This window comes from Curtobacterium sp. ISL-83, assembly GCF_018613895.1.
Lineage (GTDB): Bacteria > Actinomycetota > Actinomycetes > Actinomycetales > Microbacteriaceae > Curtobacterium.
Genome location: NZ_JAGGPH010000007.1, coordinates 513,647 through 529,847, shown reverse-complemented (window position 1 = coordinate 529,847; position 16,201 = coordinate 513,647). Strand labels below are relative to the sequence as shown.

Annotated in this window: 17 protein-coding genes; 8 read left to right on the top strand and 9 right to left on the bottom strand. The window is 72.6% G+C overall.

Annotated features, from left to right (window positions below; translation table 11 throughout):
• Positions 1 to 59: 59 nt before the first annotated feature.
• Complete coding sequence (locus tag J7E22_RS07020) at positions 60 to 1,190, bottom strand: LacI family DNA-binding transcriptional regulator (protein ID WP_214980181.1); 1,131 nt, start codon at positions 1,188 to 1,190, stop codon at positions 60 to 62.
• Positions 1,191 to 1,304: 114 nt separating this feature from the next.
• On the opposite strand from J7E22_RS07020, the gene J7E22_RS07015 reads away from it, so the two are divergent.
• The 4 genes from J7E22_RS07015 (at position 1,305) to J7E22_RS07000 (ending at position 5,539) form a co-directional block, all read left to right on the top strand.
• Positions 1,305 to 2,699: an MFS transporter gene (locus J7E22_RS07015; protein ID WP_214980180.1), complete on the top strand. Its 1,395-nt coding sequence runs from the start codon at positions 1,305 to 1,307 to the stop codon at positions 2,697 to 2,699.
• A 9-nt stretch (positions 2,700 to 2,708) separates the two neighbouring features.
• On the top strand, positions 2,709 to 3,404 hold the full coding sequence (gene nucS / locus J7E22_RS07010; RefSeq protein WP_214980178.1) for an endonuclease NucS: 696 nt from the start codon (positions 2,709 to 2,711) through the stop codon (positions 3,402 to 3,404).
• 189 nt (positions 3,405 to 3,593) lie between these two features.
• A complete protein-coding gene (locus J7E22_RS07005; protein WP_214980176.1) occupies positions 3,594 to 4,256 on the top strand; it encodes an HAD hydrolase-like protein in 663 nt (220 codons plus the stop codon).
• Positions 4,253 to 5,539: a CynX/NimT family MFS transporter gene (locus tag J7E22_RS07000; protein WP_214980174.1), complete on the top strand. Its 1,287-nt coding sequence runs from the start codon at positions 4,253 to 4,255 to the stop codon at positions 5,537 to 5,539. Before J7E22_RS07005 ends, J7E22_RS07000 begins: the two co-directional genes overlap by 4 nt.
• Positions 5,540 to 5,652: 113 nt before the next feature.
• Here the strand turns inward: J7E22_RS07000 and J7E22_RS06995 are convergent, their stop codons facing one another.
• Positions 5,653 to 6,492 carry an SDR family oxidoreductase gene (locus tag J7E22_RS06995; RefSeq protein WP_214980675.1) on the bottom strand — a complete coding sequence of 280 codons (840 nt, stop codon included), beginning with the start codon at positions 6,490 to 6,492 and terminating at the stop codon, positions 5,653 to 5,655.
• 23 nt (positions 6,493 to 6,515) lie between these two features.
• On the bottom strand, positions 6,516 to 7,214 hold the full coding sequence (locus tag J7E22_RS06990) for a nucleoside/nucleotide kinase family protein (protein WP_308159169.1): 699 nt from the start codon (positions 7,212 to 7,214) through the stop codon (positions 6,516 to 6,518).
• A 55-nt stretch (positions 7,215 to 7,269) separates the two neighbouring features.
• On the opposite strand from J7E22_RS06990, the gene J7E22_RS06985 reads away from it, so the two are divergent.
• Complete coding sequence (locus tag J7E22_RS06985; protein ID WP_214980172.1) at positions 7,270 to 7,638, top strand: VOC family protein; 369 nt, start codon at positions 7,270 to 7,272, stop codon at positions 7,636 to 7,638.
• A 9-nt stretch (positions 7,639 to 7,647) separates the two neighbouring features.
• Here the strand turns inward: J7E22_RS06985 and J7E22_RS06980 are convergent, their stop codons facing one another.
• From J7E22_RS06980 to J7E22_RS06965, 4 genes are all read right to left on the bottom strand, one after another.
• Positions 7,648 to 8,088, bottom strand: a complete 441-nt coding sequence (locus J7E22_RS06980) for an NUDIX hydrolase (protein ID WP_214980170.1) — start codon at positions 8,086 to 8,088, stop codon at positions 7,648 to 7,650.
• A 174-nt stretch (positions 8,089 to 8,262) separates the two neighbouring features.
• Positions 8,263 to 8,850, bottom strand: a complete 588-nt coding sequence (locus tag J7E22_RS06975) for a TetR/AcrR family transcriptional regulator (RefSeq protein ID WP_214980169.1) — start codon at positions 8,848 to 8,850, stop codon at positions 8,263 to 8,265.
• A gap of 58 nt (positions 8,851 to 8,908) precedes the next feature.
• On the bottom strand, positions 8,909 to 10,231 hold the full coding sequence (locus J7E22_RS06970) for a carboxylesterase family protein (RefSeq protein ID WP_214980167.1): 1,323 nt from the start codon (positions 10,229 to 10,231) through the stop codon (positions 8,909 to 8,911).
• Positions 10,232 to 10,326: 95 nt separating this feature from the next.
• A complete protein-coding gene (locus J7E22_RS06965; protein WP_214980166.1) occupies positions 10,327 to 11,535 on the bottom strand; it encodes an MFS transporter in 1,209 nt (402 codons plus the stop codon).
• Positions 11,536 to 11,691: 156 nt separating this feature from the next.
• Between J7E22_RS06965 and J7E22_RS06960 the strand changes: the two genes are divergently transcribed.
• From J7E22_RS06960 to J7E22_RS06950, 3 genes are all read left to right on the top strand, one after another.
• The gene (locus J7E22_RS06960; protein WP_214980165.1) at positions 11,692 to 12,492 is read left to right on the top strand and encodes a sugar phosphate isomerase/epimerase; all 801 of its coding nucleotides are present in this window, start codon (positions 11,692 to 11,694) and stop codon (positions 12,490 to 12,492) included.
• The gene (locus tag J7E22_RS06955) at positions 12,489 to 13,598 is read left to right on the top strand and encodes a Gfo/Idh/MocA family protein (protein WP_214980164.1); all 1,110 of its coding nucleotides are present in this window, start codon (positions 12,489 to 12,491) and stop codon (positions 13,596 to 13,598) included. Before J7E22_RS06960 ends, J7E22_RS06955 begins: the two co-directional genes overlap by 4 nt.
• 131 nt (positions 13,599 to 13,729) lie before the next feature.
• On the top strand, positions 13,730 to 14,896 hold the full coding sequence (locus J7E22_RS06950; RefSeq protein WP_214980163.1) for a glutamate--cysteine ligase: 1,167 nt from the start codon (positions 13,730 to 13,732) through the stop codon (positions 14,894 to 14,896).
• A 65-nt stretch (positions 14,897 to 14,961) separates the two neighbouring features.
• On the opposite strand, the gene J7E22_RS06945 is transcribed toward J7E22_RS06950, so the two are convergent.
• Both J7E22_RS06945 and J7E22_RS06940 read right to left on the bottom strand, forming a co-directional pair.
• Positions 14,962 to 15,576 carry a TetR/AcrR family transcriptional regulator gene (locus tag J7E22_RS06945; RefSeq protein ID WP_214980162.1) on the bottom strand — a complete coding sequence of 205 codons (615 nt, stop codon included), beginning with the start codon at positions 15,574 to 15,576 and terminating at the stop codon, positions 14,962 to 14,964.
• A gap of 62 nt (positions 15,577 to 15,638) precedes the next feature.
• Positions 15,639 to 16,196: a MarR family winged helix-turn-helix transcriptional regulator gene (locus J7E22_RS06940; protein ID WP_214980161.1), complete on the bottom strand. Its 558-nt coding sequence runs from the start codon at positions 16,194 to 16,196 to the stop codon at positions 15,639 to 15,641.
• Positions 16,197 to 16,201: the final 5 nt, after the last annotated feature.

The following is a 16,201-nucleotide window of genomic DNA, read 5'->3' as shown; positions in this document are numbered from 1 at the left end:
GGGCAGGCCCGCACCGTGCCTCCCGTCCGCAAGGGGGGGGCGAGACGCGACGGGCGTGCCTACGCGCCGGGCGGTGGGGCGGTCGTGTCGCCGACCCGGAGTTGCGAGCGGAAGGACGCGGGCTGCGGGGCCTCGCCCTCGAGCATCGCGAGTGCGGCGCGGGCCGCGGCCTGCCCCTTCTGCACGAAGGGCTGCACGAGCGTGGTCAGCTGCCGGATCGGTGACCGGTGCATCAAGCTGTCGTCGAGTGGGATCCCGTCGAAGCCCACGACGCTGACGTCCTCGGGCACCCGCAGTCCGGCGTCGAGCGCGGCCGAGATCACCCCGACGGCGAGCACGTCGCTCTGCGCGACGACCGCGGTCGGTCGTGCACCGCCGGGGCCGAACAGGGCGACGCCGGCGATGCGGCCTTCTTCGACGGAGCTGCCGGCCGCCTCGATCGCGACAGAATCGGGGTAGACACCGCGGACACCGCGCAACCGCTCGAGTGAGGTGAAGCCGATCCCCTCGGCCTCACGCTCGGCGTCGATCGGACCGCGTCGGTGCGAGCCGTCCAGGGGGAGCGTGACGATGGTGACGTCGGTGTGCCCGAGGTCACGGAGGAAGGCGGCCGCCCGACGGGATGCCTCGCGGTTGTCGAGCTGGATCGGGACCGCGCCCTCGATGTCGTCGGCCTCGATCGCGACGACGGGGATGTTCCGGCGGCGGAGCACGGCGACGGCCGGGTCGATCCGGACGTTGCAGCCGACCAGGACGACCGCGTCCATCGGGGCGTCGACGAGCGGGCCGAGACCTTGCTCGTCGTCCAGGGGGCTCCGGACGAGGAGCAGGGAGGCACCGGCCTCGCCCGCGACCTCGGCGATGCCGTCGAGCGTCAGGACGTTGACCGGGTCGCGGAAGGCGTCGCTCAGCCGTTCGTCCATGACCACGCCGATGACGCCGGAGCGCCCGCGTCGCAGCGACCGTGCACGGGGGTCCGGGCCGCCGTACCCGAGTTCGGCCGCGGCAGCGAGCACCCGGGCCTTCGCGTCCTCGGACACCGGACCACTGCCGCTGAACGCGAGGGAGGCCGTGGAGGGGGCCACACCGGCGAGCCGCGCCACGGCGACGAGGGTCGGCCGGGGACCCCGCGGAACGGCGCGTTCCGCGGTCATCCGCGACGCGCCGGGTCCTGTTGCCGGTTCGTCCATCGCCCGTTAGCGTATCCGGAAACGGCGGTCGAATCGATTCGACCGCGGTGCGACACGCATCCCCGACCGCCGCCGTCCACCCACCCCGCACCGGCCCGCACGATCGGAAGCACCATGACGACGCCGTCCTCGACCGGACACGCCCCGAGCACCCGCGCCTGGCGGAACGCCGTGTTCGTTGTGTTCACGCTCTCCGGGCTGGACATCGCGACCTGGCTCGGACGGGTGCCGAGCGTGCGGGACGCACTCGGTGCCACCACGTTCGAGATGGGACTCCTGGTCCTCGGCATGTCGGTCGGGTCGATCGGCGGCCTGACGTTCGCGGGCCACATCGTCGGCCGCCTCGGGGCCAAGCGCGGGGTGCAGATCGCCGCGGCCTGCCTGACCGCGGGCATGGTGTTCGCCGGGATCGCGGTCACCCTGGACTGGGGCTTCGCCGCCATCTGGATCGCGCTCATCGCCTTCGGGTTCGGCAACGGCCTGTGCGACGTGTCGATGAACGTGACGGGCGCCACCGCCGAGCGACTCGGCGGCCGGACGATCATGCCCCTGTTCCACGCGGCGTTCAGTGTCGGGACCCTCGCCGGCGCCGGCCTCGGTGCCCTCGCCGAACGGTTCGCGGTGCCGGTCGCGCTGCACTTCATCGTCGTCGGGATCGTGGCGAGCGTGGCGATGCTCGTGGCCGTCCGGTCCTTCGGCGACGAACGCGTCGGTGCCGCCCACGTGGCGACCGACACCAGCCCGGTCCCGACCCCCGTGTCCCGGTGGGCGGTGTGGGCGCAGCCCTCGACGCTCCTCATCGGCCTGATCGTGCTCGGGATGGCGCTGGCCGAGGGCTCCGCGAACGACTGGCTGCCCCTGGCGATGGTGGACGGCCACGGCCTGTCGAACGCCGGCGGATCGGCGGTGCTCACCGTGTTCCTGGCCGCCATGACCGTCGGCCGCGTGGCCGGCAGTCCGCTCGTCGACCGGTTCGGACGGGTCCCGGTGCTCCGGGCGACGGCGGTGGTCGCCGTCGTCGGGCTCGGCCTGCTCATCTTCGTGCCGAGCGTCCCGCTCGCGATCGTCGGCGTCGTGCTCTGGGGACTCGGGGCCAGCCTGGGCTTCCCGATGGGCATGTCCGCGGCGGCCGACGACCCCCGGACCGCCGCCGCCCGGGTGAGCGCCGTCGCCACCATCGGGTACGTGGCGTTCCTGGCCGGGCCGCCGCTCATCGGGTTCCTCGGGGGGCACATCGGGCTGCTGCACGCGCTCCTGATCGTGTTCGTGTTCATCATCGCCGCTGGCCTCGCGTCCGGAGCCGCCCGCGAGTCCAGCCGGCCCGCCCGCGAGACCAGCCGGTCCGCCCGCGAGACCAGCCCGTCCGCCCGCGAGACCGAGCGGCCTGCCCGCGGTGACCAGCGGGGCGGGGCCGCACCGAGCCTCCAGGCCGACAGCACGGCGCCGCGGGAGCACGAGTCGGCGGACGCGGCCCGCGCCGGGTCCGACGGGTCGCACGACGCCCGTTAGGCTTCCCGGGTGCGTCTCGTCATCGCCCGCTGTTCCGTCGACTACGCCGGTCGGCTGTCGGCCCACCTCCCGCTCGCGACCCGCCTGCTCATGCTCAAGGCGGACGGCTCGCTGCTCGTCCACTCGGACGGTGGCAGCTACAAGCCGCTGAACTGGATGAGCCCGCCGTGCTCCATCGAGATGGCCGAGCCGGACGAGGAACAGGCCGCCGGTGGCATCACGCAGGTGTGGACCGTCACGCAGAAGAAGACGCAGGACCGCCTGATCGTCTCCATCCACGAGGTCATCGCCGACCAGACCCACGACCTCGGTGTCGATCCGGGCCTGGTGAAGGACGGTGTCGAAGCGCACCTGCAGCAGTTGCTCGCGGAGCAGATCGAGCTCCTCGGCGAGGGGCACACCCTGGTCCGCCGCGAGTACATGACGGCGATCGGGCCGGTCGACATCCTGGCGCGGGACGACGCGGGCGCGAGCGTCGCCGTGGAGATGAAGCGCAACGCGAACATCGACGCGGTGGAGCAGCTGAGCCGGTACCTCGAGCTGATGAACCGCGACCCGCACCTCCGTCCGGTGCAGGGTGTGCTGGCCGCGCAGACGGTGGCGCCCCAGGCGCGCACGCTGGCCGAGGACCGCGGGATCCGCGTGCTCGTGCTCGACTACGACGCGATGCGGGGCATCGAGGGCGGGCACACGCGGCTGTTCTGAGCGCGGGGCGCGGGGCGCGGCGGGGTCGATCGCTCCGGAACCTGGTTCCGGACAGCGAACCGCGGCGCGGCACGGTGCTGTGTCCGGAACGTGGTTCCTCCGGCCGGGAGGCGCGGTGCGGCCCTGCCCCGCGTCCGGCGGACCGACGATGGGTCGCGCCCGGCAGCGCGCGGCTAGGGTGGTCAGGACATGACGCGCCCGTTCTCCGCCATCCTCTTCGACCTCGACGGCACCATCAGCGATTCCGCTCCGGGCATCCTCGAGAGCCTCACGCACACCTTCCGCAAGGTCGGCGTCCCCGTGCCGGACCGCGCGACCCTGATGTCGTTCGTCGGGCCGCCGATCCTCGACACCTTCCGGATCGCGATGGGGATGGACGAGGCGCAGGCCGAGCACACCCTCGCCGCGTACCGCGAGCACTACTTCTCGCACGGGGCCCTCGACTCCGCGATGTTCCCCGGCATCGACGTCGTGCTGCACACCCTGCACGCGGCCGGTCTGCCGATCTCGACGGCGACGAGCAAGCCCGAGACCCCGGCGACCTACATCCTCGAGCACTACGGCCTGACCGACGACATCGACATCATCACCGGCGCGAGCGACGACGAGGTCCGTTCGAGCAAGGCCGACGTCGTCGCCGAGGCACTGCGCCGGCTCGAGGCCCACGGCTTCGACACCAGCCGGCCGGTGCTCGTCGGCGACCGCGTGCACGACGTCGAGGGGGCTGCGGTGCACGGCGTCCCGGTCGTCTTCGCCGAGTGGGGCTACGGCTCCCCCGCGGAGGCCGAGGGCACCATCGCCCGGGCGGCGACGCCGCTCGACCTCCTCCCGATCCTGCTGCCCGACGCATGACGAGCGCTCCCCGGCCCGAGGCCGTCCGCCGCGGGCTGCGCGGTGCCGCATGGCTGCTGCCCGCCGCCATCGTCCTCGTCGCGCTGAACCTGCGCGGCCCGATCGTCGCGCCGGCGCCGGTGATCAGCGACATCCGGCTCGACCTCGGTCTCACGGCCACGATCGCCGGGCTGCTGACGACCATCCCAGTGCTGTGCTTCGCCCTGGCGACACCGCTCGCCAGCTGGGTGATCGCGAAGGCCGACCCCGAGCGTGCGGTGTCGCTGTCGCTCGTCATCGTCCTGGCCGGCACCGTGGTCCGGTCGATGCCGTCCGCCCCGGCGCTCCTGATCGGGACCGCGATCATCGGCATCGGCATCACGATCGGCAACGTGGTGATCCCCGTCGTGATCCGCCGCGACACCTCGGCGGAACGGGTCGGGCTCGTGACCGGCGTGTACACGTCGGCCCTCAACGTCGGGTCGATGATCACGTCGCTCGGGACCGCACCGATCGCCGCAGCCTGGGGATGGCCCGTGGCGATCGCCGTCTGGGGCGTCCTCGGCCTGATCGCCCTGTGCGCCTGGACGTACGGGGTGGGCGGCCGTGCCGCGTGGCTCCGGCCCTCCCGGGAGTCCGCCGCGGAGCCGCTGCCCGTCACCGGGCCGATCGACCAGGTCCTGGACACCGGATCGCTCCGGCTCGGCACCCCGGCGGCGACCACCGCGAGCGCCGAGCCGATCCGTCCCGCACGCCGGCTCATCACGTGGGGCCTGACGCTGGCCTTCGGCGGGCAGGCGTTCTCGTACTACGCGCTCACCGCGTGGATCCCGACCCTGCTGCACGACGACATCGGCTTCTCGAAGGCGTCGTCCGGGGCGAGCTCGTCGGTGTTCCAGATCCTCGCGGTCGTCGGGGCGCTCGGTGTCCCGCTGCTGGCGTCCCGGTGGCGGCCGCGCGCGATCATCTCGCTCGTCGCCTTCCTGTGGCTCGCGATGCCGCTGGGCCTGCTGTTCGCGCCGCAGCTCTGGCTGCTGTGGTCGGTGCTCGGCGGAGCGGCGCAGGGCGGTGGCATCACGGTGATCTTCATCGTGATCGTCCGGATCGTGTCGAGCGATGCCGACGCGCGCCGGATGTCGGCGTTCGTGCAGGGTGGCGGGTACCTGCTCGGGTCCGCCGGGCCGATCGTCGCCGGGTCCCTGCACGGGGCGACCGGCAGCTGGACCGCCCCGCTGCTGGTCGTGCTCGTCGCGGTGCTGACGCTCGGGGTCGCCGGCACGATCGCCGCCCGCCGCGTTCCCTGACCGCAGGCCGGTCAGGTCGGGCGCGCGCTCCGCGTCGGGATCGAACCACGAAGACGACATCGAACCGCGCGCGCGACTGGTTCGATGTCGGAATCGTGGTTCGAATGTTCCCGTCAGCGCGTGCGTGCCTCCAGCACCTCGCGCAACGTCATCGGGCGCCGACCGGTGATCCGCTCCACGTCACCGGAGACGTGCGCGAGCGCACCTTCGGCGATGGCCGTGTAGGTGCTGACCCACGCATCGGCCTGCCACGGTTCCGGGTTCCACACCGCCCGAGAGGCATAGGCCTCCTCCAGCGTCTCGGGCTGGTACCTCACAGGCCGCCCGCGGACCTCGGACACGGTCGCCGCCGCTTCGGCCAGCGTGATCGCCACCGGCCCGGTCAGCTCGTACGTCCGGTCGAGGTGCGCCGACGGGTCCCGCAGCACCGCGGTGGCCACCCGGGCGACGTCCGCGCGCGCGACCGCCGCCATCGCGCCGTCTCCAGCGGGCCCGCGGATGACACCGTCCTCGCCGACCAGGTCCTCGACGAAGTCCAGGTAGAAGCAGTCGCGCAGGAAGGTGTGTGCCATCGAGGTCCCCCGGATCGCCTGCTCCGTCGCCCAGTGGTCGCGACCGAGCGTGAAGGTCGCATCCGCCGCCGCGCCCGCGAACGACGTGTAGACGACGTGCAGGACACCTGCTGCGGCAGCCGCACCCACGAAGGTCCGGTGCTGCCCGAGCCGGTCCTGTGCCTCCGCAGCCGACACCATCAGGAGCACGTCGACGCCGTCGAGTGCCGTTCGGCACGCCTCGGCGTCGTCGAACGACGCCACCGCGACCTCGGTGCCAGGCAGCTCGGGAGCGCGAGCGGGATCGCGGACGAGCATGCGGAACGGGACGCCGTCAGCGGCGAGCGCCCGGGCGACGGCGCCGCCGATGTTGCCGGTGGCTCCGGTGATCGCGATGGTCATGTCGTCTCCTGGTTCATCGGTGGTCACGTCTGCACGGTCCTGGAGGCGCGGGTCGCCGTGGCAGCGACGCGCGCGGCGTTCACGCCGTCCACCTCCACCGCCCACGCCCGCGCGGCGTCGTGGTCGCGGCCGTGCCGCATGTGCCGGCCGACGAGTCGGTCGACGCGGACCCGGTCGTCCACGGCGCAGAACCAGGTCTCGGTGAACATCGCCGGCAGGTCGGACCAGGGCGTGGTGTCGTCGAGCAGGTAGTTCCCCTCGGACACCACGAGCCGCACGGACGGCGGCACGGCGATGGAGCCCGCGATGGGTTCGTCGACCCGTCGGTCGAAGTCGGGAGCCCAGATGACGGCGTCGTCCGGAGCGGCGAGTCGACGCACGAGTGCGACGTAGCCGTGGGCGTCGAAGGTGTCGATCGCGCCCTTCCGGTCGCGGCGACCGAGCGCATCGAGCGCGCCGTTGGACAGGTGGAACCCGTCCATCGGGACCTGGACCGCCGTGCCGGCACCGAGGGCAGCGTCGACGGCGACCACCACCCTGCGGGCCAACGTCGACTTCCCCGCGCCTGGGGCTCCGGCGATGCCGAGCACCGCGCGCCGGTCGGCGCAGGCGAGTTCGATCGCGCGTGCGACGGCCTGGTCGACCGTGGTGGTCACCTGATCGACCGTGGTGCCCGGGCGGTCACCCGCGCCGACCTGTTCGCGTTCGCCGTCGTCCGTCACGGACGTCATCCTCGCAGAGGGCACGGACAGCGTGTGCAGGTGGTTCACTTGCCGCATGGTCGATGCGACGAAGGCGTTCAGCGGGTTCTCGGTCCGGGACGTGCCCGAGGCGAAGGCGTTCTACCAGGACGTCCTCGGGCTCGAGGTCACCGAGGATCACGGCATGCTCCACCTGCAGCTCGGTGGCGGGCACGCCGTCCTGGTGTACCCGAAGGGCCCGGGGCACGAGCCGGCGGCGTACACGGTGCTGAACTTCCCGGTGCCGGACGTCGACGCCGCGGTCGACGAGCTCACCGAGAAGGGTGTCACGTTCCTGCACTACGAGGGCATGACCGACGAGAAGGGCGTGAACCGGAAGGGCGGTCCGCTCATCGCGTGGTTCACGGACCCGTCCGGCAACGTCCTCAGCGTGCTCGCGGAGTAGACGCGACGATCAGCGGCTGAGGGCACCCGCCCAGCCCAGCGCGATCGGCACGAGCAACCCGTGCCGGTGGTGCGGGAGCTCCGCGATCGGGATCCACCGGGCTTCGTCCGTCGAGCCGTCGGCCTCGTCCCGGAGTGCTCCGCCGACGACCGTCGCACGGAACACGACCTGCACCGCCTTCATCGACCGGCCGTTCGCGTGGATCCGTCGCTGGGGCGGGATGATGTGGTGCCGCACCCCCAGGAGCGCACCGACCTCCGCGTCGAGTCCGGTCTCCTCGCGGACCTCCCGCACGACGGCGTGCTCGACGGTCTCGTCGCACTCGACGCCACCGCCCGGGAGCGTCCACGTGCCGGCGTCCGGGAACCGGAGCTTCGCGAGCAGCACACGGTCGCCGTCCGTGATCACGCCGTAGGCGGCGAGCCGGGTGTCGTAGTCCGTGTACTCCATGGGCCGACCATGCCAGGTGGCCGAGCCTGCGTCGGGGTGCCGCGCCGCGCCTCCAGGCCGCGCCGACCCGGTCGAGCCGACGCAGGCCGAGCCGACCCAGGCCGAACCATCGCAGGCCGAGCCGACACAGGCACAACCAACGCAGGCCGAACCGACGCGGACCGAGCGGACGGCTCAGATCTCGTTCGCTGCCGCTGTCCACCCCGACCGCATGCGGCCGACGGCTCGGTCGTACCCGGACAGCAGGTCCACGCCATCGCGCACCATCCCCTGCAGCTGCAGGCCCTCGTACAGCGCGAGGAGCTGCTCGGCCGCGTGCCGCGGAGACGCCCCGCGGGGCTCGCGACCGGCGACGACGTCGCGCACCAGGGCGAGCGTGAGGTCCTGGAACGAGGTGGTGTACTGCGACCGGAACCACCCGGCTGCCGCGTGGTCCGGGCTGGACGCCGCACTCAGCAGCGCCAACCGCAAGCGGACCAACGCAGGGTCCTGGAGCCCGGCCTCGAGCCGTGCGCGCAGGTAGGCGGCGACACCCTCGTTCTCGGCGATGTGCCAGAGGGCGCGGCGGTTGCCGTTGTTCCACCGGTCCATGACGGCGACGACGAGCAGGTCCCACAGCGGGTACAGCCGCTGCACCTCGGCGACGGTGAGCTCCGCCTGCTCGGCGACCTGCTCCACCCCGACCGAGTGGTAGTCGTGGGCCCGGTAGGCCTCGATGGCGCCGGTCACGATGCGGGCGCGCAAGTCGGCATCGGAGGACATGCCCTCGAGTCTGGGGCCGGGATGGTTTCGACGCGACCGCCAGTTCAGGGGTGGCCGGTCATCCGCGGTCGAAGGACAGGGTCTCGTCGTCCGCCGCGGTGATGCGCCCGGAGCGCACGAACTCGGCCCAGGTCGATCGGAACGCCCGCCCGCGCCGCTCGACCTCGGGCCAGTCCCGCTCCGGCACGAACCGGGTCCCCGCCCACGCCCGCTGCCCACCGAGGAGCAGCGGCAGGTCGCTCATGTGCACGGCACCGGTCGGTTTGGCGGTGGCACCGCGGTGCAACCGGTAGGAGACCGCACGGCCGCCCGCTGCCCGGTGCCGTGCGGTGAAGCGGCGGACGTCCCGCCCGTAGATGACCTCGGACAGCGGTCGCACGAGCAGCCAGCGGAGCAGCGGCCGGACCGTCCGCCAGCGTGCGACGTCGCGGAGGCCCGGGATGAGGGGCACGTACATGCCGGTCTCGTCCGACGCTGATCCGATGAGGACGTCGATGTCGGGGGCGACCCGGCTCCAGGCGGTGTCCAGGTCGCGCTCGGCGGGCAGCGGCGCGAAGCCGTACTGGGTACCGAAGGGCATCCCGCCGGCCAGGCCGTACGGTGCGGCCGCGCGGGTGCCGATCGCCTGACGCTCGAGCAGGTCCTCGAGCGGGGTGTCGGCGTGGATCGCACCGACCGCACGCATCGTGGCGCGGTTCATCCGGGCACGGCCGCGGGACAGCCCGAGCGGGGCGCTCTGCACGATCACCCGGCGGAACAGCCCGGCGGTCCCCTCGCTGATCATGAGGTGCGCGGCCGCGTCGCCCCCGGCGGACTGGCCGGCCACGGTCACCAGGTCCGGGTCACCGCCGAACGCCGCGATGTTCGTGCGGACCCACCGCAGGGCCTCGATCAGGTCGAGCAGTCCGAGGTTCGCCGGGATCCGCTCACCGTCGCCCAGGAACCCGAGGACGCCGAGCCGGAACGTCACCGAGACGACGATGACCCGCTGCTCGACGACGAGGTCCCGCGGGTCGTAGATCGGGATGTCCCCGCCGCCGAGGACGTACGAGCCGCCGTGGATCCAGACCATCACGGGCAGCCCCTCGCCCGGCCCCACGTCGGCCGGGGTCGTGACCGACAGGCGTTGGCAGTGCTCGTCCACGCTGATGTCGCCCATCGAGCCGAGCAGCTGGTCGACGAACAGCGCCTCGGGCTGGGGTGCGACCGGGGCCGGCGTGAAGGCCGTCAGGTCGCCGTCGACCGGCGGCATCGGCTCCGGCGGCGCGAACCGGTCCGCCCGTGCGTACGGGATCCCGAGCGCGCGGACCACCCCGTCGTCGGTCGTCGCGAGGACGCGCCCCGCGGGGGCGTCGAAGGTGCGGATGGCGGCGTCGAGCATCCTCCGACGGTATCGCCGCTGCCGGTGAGGACGGACGGGAGGCGCGGTGCGGGCCCGCCACGCGCCTCCCGTCCGGCACGTCTGCCGTCCGGCGGTCAGTCGCGTCGCTCGACGGGGCGGAGCGAGCCGGACGCGGCGAACGCCGCGACGAACAGCACCGCGACCAACCACAGCGCGGAGAGCGCCCCGACGCGCTCGGCGATCGCGCCGATCACCGGCGGCCCCGCGAAGTTCGCGAAGTACCCGATCGACGCGACGACGCTGACCCGTGCGGCGGGGTTCGAGCCGCTCTGCGCGGCGGCGGACATGCCGAGCGGGAACCCCATCGAGACGCCCACCGCCCAGAGCACGACGCCGATCAGGGTGAGCCACCACGATCCGCCGACGATGAAGAGGACCGCGCCGACGATGCCGAGCGCAGTGGTCCAGCGGACGGTGCTGACCCGCCCGAGCCGGTCCACGACCGGTCCGGCGAGCACCCGGGTCGCGGCCTCGGACACGGCGAACACCGTGAAGAACAGGGCGCCGACGGTGGCGGACTGGCCGTGCCCGTCCGTGGTGGCGAGGGCGAGCCAGTTGTTCGCCGAGCCCTCGCCGAGTTCGACGCCGAGCATGACCACGCCGATCAGCAGCAGTCGGACGTCTGCCCAGCCGCGCGCCCACTGGCTGATCCGCTGCCGTGGGGTGAGCGTCGCGTCGTGCTCCTCGGCCCGCGTGCCGTCGGGGATCGCGCGCATCGCCAGGACGCCGACCACCAGGATCACGACGGCCTCTCCGAGCAGCTGCGCCGACGGGGTGACGCCCAGCCACGCGCAGAGGGCGGCGATCCCTGCGCCGAGTGCCGCGCCTCCCGACCAGGCCGCGTGCATCAGCGGCAGCAGCGTGCGGCCGGCGAGCGCCTCGATCGCCGTGCCCTCGATGTTCGCCATCACGTCGAGCGACCCGATCCCGGCACCGGCGACGACGAAGCCGACGGTGGCGAGCGGCACGGAGTGCAGGGCCGCGGCGTTGCCGATCACCGCGATCGCGAGCGGCACGAGCACGACGACGGCCGTGAGCGCGCGGCGACCCCCGACGCGTCGGAGGAGCGGGGCCGCGCTGAGCAGACCGCCGATCGAGCCGACGGTGACCCCGCCGAGCATCAGGCCGATGGTCCCGACGTCGACGCCGAGCTCTGCCCGGAGCTCGGGGAGCCGCGGCCCCCACGCGGCCAGGCTGACGCCGCCGATCGCGAAGGCGACGACGATCGCGTTCCGCCACCCGGCGAGCTGTCGGCGGTCGAGGTCAGCCACGGCACTGTGCATCCGGCAATCGAACCACGACCTCGGGCCACAGCCACGTCATCCGGCGCAAAAACTACACAGCGGGTGGTTTCTCGGGTAGCGTCGTCCTCGATCTCGCCGTGGAGCATCGCTCCGCGACGGACCAGCACCAGGACCGGACCGAAGGAGCCCTCCGCAATGCCCATCACCTCTGTGCAGCTCTACTCGCTGCGCGACGCCATCGCCGAAGACCTCGACGCCGCCATCGCCCGGGTCCGGGAGATCGGGTACGAGAACGTCGAACCGTACGCGTTCGTCGAGCGGGCCGCCGACCTCGAGCGCGCGTTCGCCGCCACCGGCCTCAAGGCCCCCTCCGGTCACGTCGCCGTGATCGACGCCGACGACACCACGCCGATCTGGGACGCCGCCGAGCGTCTCGGCATCCAGACCGTCATCGACCCGTTCATCCCGACGGACCGCTGGCAGACCGCCGACGACGTCGCGAAGATCGCCGAGCGCGTCAACGTGCTCACCGCCGAGGCCGCCAGCCGCGGGCTGACGTTCGGATACCACAACCACCAGTGGGAGTTCACGAACAAGGTCGACGGGAAGACCGTCTACGAGCACTTCGTGTCCCAGCTGTCGCCGGAGACCGTCCTCGAGGTCGACACCTTCTGGGCGACCGTCGGTGGCGCCGACGCCCCAGCGGTGCTCCGTTCGCTCGGCGACCGCGTCGTCGCGATCCACGTGAAGGACGGCAAGGTCGACGGCGACATCCGCACCGCGCTGCCCTCGTCGGAGAGCGCGCTCATCGTCCCTGAGGCACTCCAGCGCGCCTTCGAGAACCAGACCCCCGCCGGTCAGGGCGACGTCGACGTGGCAGCGATCCTCGCCGCCGCGCCGCAGGCCATCCGCGTGGTCGAGTTCGACGCGTACAAGGGCGACGTCTTCGAGGGCATCACCGAGTCGCTCGAGTGGCTCAAGGCGAACGACAAGTGACCCCTGTCGGGATCGGCATCATCGGTGCCGGCAACATCTCCACGCAGTACCTGGAGAACCTGACGCAGTTCGCCGACGTCGAGGTCCGCTTCGTCGCCGACGTACTGCTCGACCGCGCCGCCGCACAGGCTGCCACCTACGGGGTCGGCGCCTCGGGGAGCGTCGAGGAGCTGCTGGCCCGCGACGACGTCCAGATCGTCATCAACCTGACGATCCCGGCCGCCCACGCCGAGGTCGACCAGCAGATCATCGACGCCGGTAAGCACGTGTGGAGCGAGAAGCCGATCGCGACGGACCACGACTCCGCCGCGGCCGTGCTCGCCTCGGCGACGGCGAAGGGCCTGCGGGTCGCGACGGCGCCGGACACCGTGCTCGGCGCGGGCGTCCAGACGGCTCTCAGGGCCATCGCGCGGGGCGACATCGGCGAGCCGCTCAGTGCGACGACGCTGTTCCACGTGCCCGGACCCGAGGCGTGGCACCCGAACCCGGACTTCCTGTTCGCGACGGGCGCCGGACCGCTGTTCGACATGGGGCCGTACTACGTGACGACCCTGGTGCACGCGTTCGGCAGCGCCAGCCGCGTGCAGGCCGTGTCGTCGAAGTCGCTCGAGCGGCGCACGATCGCGTCCGGCCCGCGTGCCGGCGAGTCGTTCCCGGTCGAGGTCCCGACGCACCACGCCGCGCTCATCGAGTTCGCCGGCGGCCAGTCCGCACAGTCGACGTTCTCGTTCCAGCACGCGCTGCCGCGACAGGGCTTCGTCGAGATCAACGGCACGCTCGGGACCATCTCGCTGCCCGACCCGAACACGTTCGAGGGGTCGTCGCAGCTGTGGAGCTACGGCCAGGACGAGCCCGAGACGCTCACCGCGGTCGGGTCGACCTGGGGCCGGGGCACCGGGGTCGTCGAACTCGCCCGGGCGATCGCCGAGGACCGGCCCGAGCGTGCGTCCGGGTCCCTCGCGCTCCACGTGCTCGACGTGTTGCTCGGCATCCGGGACGCCGCGGAGTCCGGGTCGGCGGTCACGATCACGTCGTCCGTCGAGGCGATCCCGCCGCTGCCGGAGGACTTCGACCCCGCGGCCGCGGTGCTCACCGCAGCCGCATAGGCACATCGATCGTCGAACGGCCGGTCCCGGACGGGGCCGGCCGTTCGACGTCTCGCGCACATCGGATTCCCCATCCGCGCCCTCCGGCCACCCCGGTAGCGGGCGCAGTGGACGCGGCATTCACTCGGTCCATGAGAACCATGGGCGTCGAGGAAGAGCTCCTCCTGATCGACCGGTCGACGGGTGTCCCCGTCCCGGTCGCAGACCGACTGTTGGCACGGGCGAAGACGACCGGCGCGTCCGACGACGGCGCCGTTGTGGGCGAGATGCACCGCGAGATGCTCGAGGTCATCACGCGCCCGCACACCTCGCTCGCCGATCTCGGTGCGCAGGTCCTCGACAACCGGGCACGTGCCGCGGTGCTCGCGGCGGAGTTCGGTGCGCGTGCGGCACCACTGGCGGCGTCCCCGCTCCCGGCCGTCCCGCACCCGACCGACTCGCCCCGGTACCACCGCATGATGGACCGGTACGGAAGCATGGCGCGGCGGAGCATGACGTGCGGACTGCACGTGCACGTCGCGATCGACTCGGCCGCGGAGGGCGTGGCCGTCCTCGACCGGATCCGCACGTGGACGCCGATCCTCATCGCCCTGAGCGCGAACTCGCCGTTCCACGACGGCGTCGACACGGGGCACGCGAGCTTCCGGTCCGTCTCCTGGAACCAGTGGCCGAGCTCCGGGCCGGTGGAGCGGTTCGGATCGCCGGCACGGTACCGGGCGATCACCGAGGCGATGGTCGCCACCGGTGCGCTGCTCGACTCCGGGATGCTGTACCTCGACGCCCGACTCTCGCAGAACCACCCGACCGTCGAGGTCCGGGTCGCCGACGTCCCCCTCGACCCGGGTGTGACGGTCACCATCGCCGGACTCATCCGCGCCCTCGTGGACACTGCGGCACGCGACTGGGCAGCCGGTCGCCCTGCCCAGGACACCCCGGCGCAGGTCATCCGGCTCGCGAACTGGCGTGCGGCGCTCGAGGGACTCGAGGGCGAGCTGGTGGACCCCACGACCGGCACCCCGGCACCCGCGCGCGATGTCGTGCTCATGCTCCTCGCGCACGTCCTACCTGCCCTCACCGCGAACGGCGACGACCAGCTCGTGGAGCGCGGCCTGGCCGAGCTCTTCGCCGTGGGGACGGGAGCAGCCCGCCAGCGCGGGGTCTACAAGGCGACCGGCGACCTGGCGCACGTCGCGCTCTCGGCTGCGGTGACCAGCGCCGACGCCCGCACCGGCCGTCGACCCATGTCGTCGATGCCCGTTCGTGTGGACCCGGCGCGCGTCTCCAGAGCTCGGAGCTGACGCCTGGCCCTGCCCCCTTCGTCCGTCAGGCGGGTCGTCGAACGGTGGAGTGGTCGATCGGTCGATCAGTCGAGCCCGGCGCCGGGGACGAGCCGCTCCAGCAGCCGGAGCACCCGCTCGCCGTCGACGGCCTCCGGGTCGAGCAGCCACTGCACCTGCAGCCCGTCCGACGCCGCGATGCTCAGGCTCGCCAGGTCGACCGCATCGAGCCCGGCGTCGATCCGTCCCGCGCGCTGGTCCGCCTCGATCAGCGCCGCCAGGTCCGCGCGCAACCGGGTGAAGCGCTCGCGCATGAAGTCCCGCGTCGACGGGTGCCCTTCTTGGACGGCGTCTGCTGCGAGCGTCGTGTACAGCTGCACCAGACCGGGGACCTCGCGGTTGCGGGCGGCGCTCTCCCGCATGTCACCGATCGCGGACTTCATCCGCTCGGGTGCGCTCTTCTCGCGCACCTCGTGCTCCCGGTACACCGCGAGCAGCAGGTCGTCGCGGCTCGGGAAGTAGTGACGGAGTGCGGCGTGGGTGATCCCGAGCGCTTCGGCGACGGACCGCAGCGACGAGGCGTCGACGCCCTGCTCCGCGACCATGCGGATCATCTCGTCGAGGATCTGCGCGCGACGCTCCGTGCCCTTCCGGTACCCGCCGCGTCGCGGCGCGGCCGCATCGTCGTCGGGCAGCGTCATGCAGACAACTTACCGCTGGAAGGTTTCTTCCGGGAGGCCCGTGCGGACTCCCACGGGCGGGATCAGGCGTCGATCGGCTCGGCCAGGCCCTCGGGATCGACGCTGTACTCGGCCGTCGGCTCCGGACGCCCGTCGGCGAGCGCGTCGGTGATCTGCTCGAGGCAACGCGCCAAGATCTCGTTCTCGCTGCTCGACAGGTGGTCCATCACCTCGACCACGGCTTCGTGGAAGCGCGCGTAGGACGCGTCGATCTTCTTCGCGGCCTGCACGGTCGGCTCGAGCACCTGGGCGCGGCGGTCGGTGGGGTGCGGGACGCGGCGGAAGTCACCCTTGACCACCAGCCCGTCGACGATCTTCGTCACGGAGGCGTTCGAGACGTTCAACATCACCGAGAGGTCCTTCGGGCCCATGGCCCGCCCGTCGCGGTGGGCCTGGAGCATGTACCGCACGGCCAAGAACTCGTTCTTCGTCAGTTGGCTCTCGTTGCGGGCCTGCTCGAGCTGCTGCTCTTCGGCGTGCTGCAGGCGGAGCAGGGCGTCGACCGCGTTCTTCGCAGCGCGTGAGCGGGGCTCCCGGGCGTACAGGTGCATGTGCTCGCGGCGGACGACGGTCAACGGCATGGTTC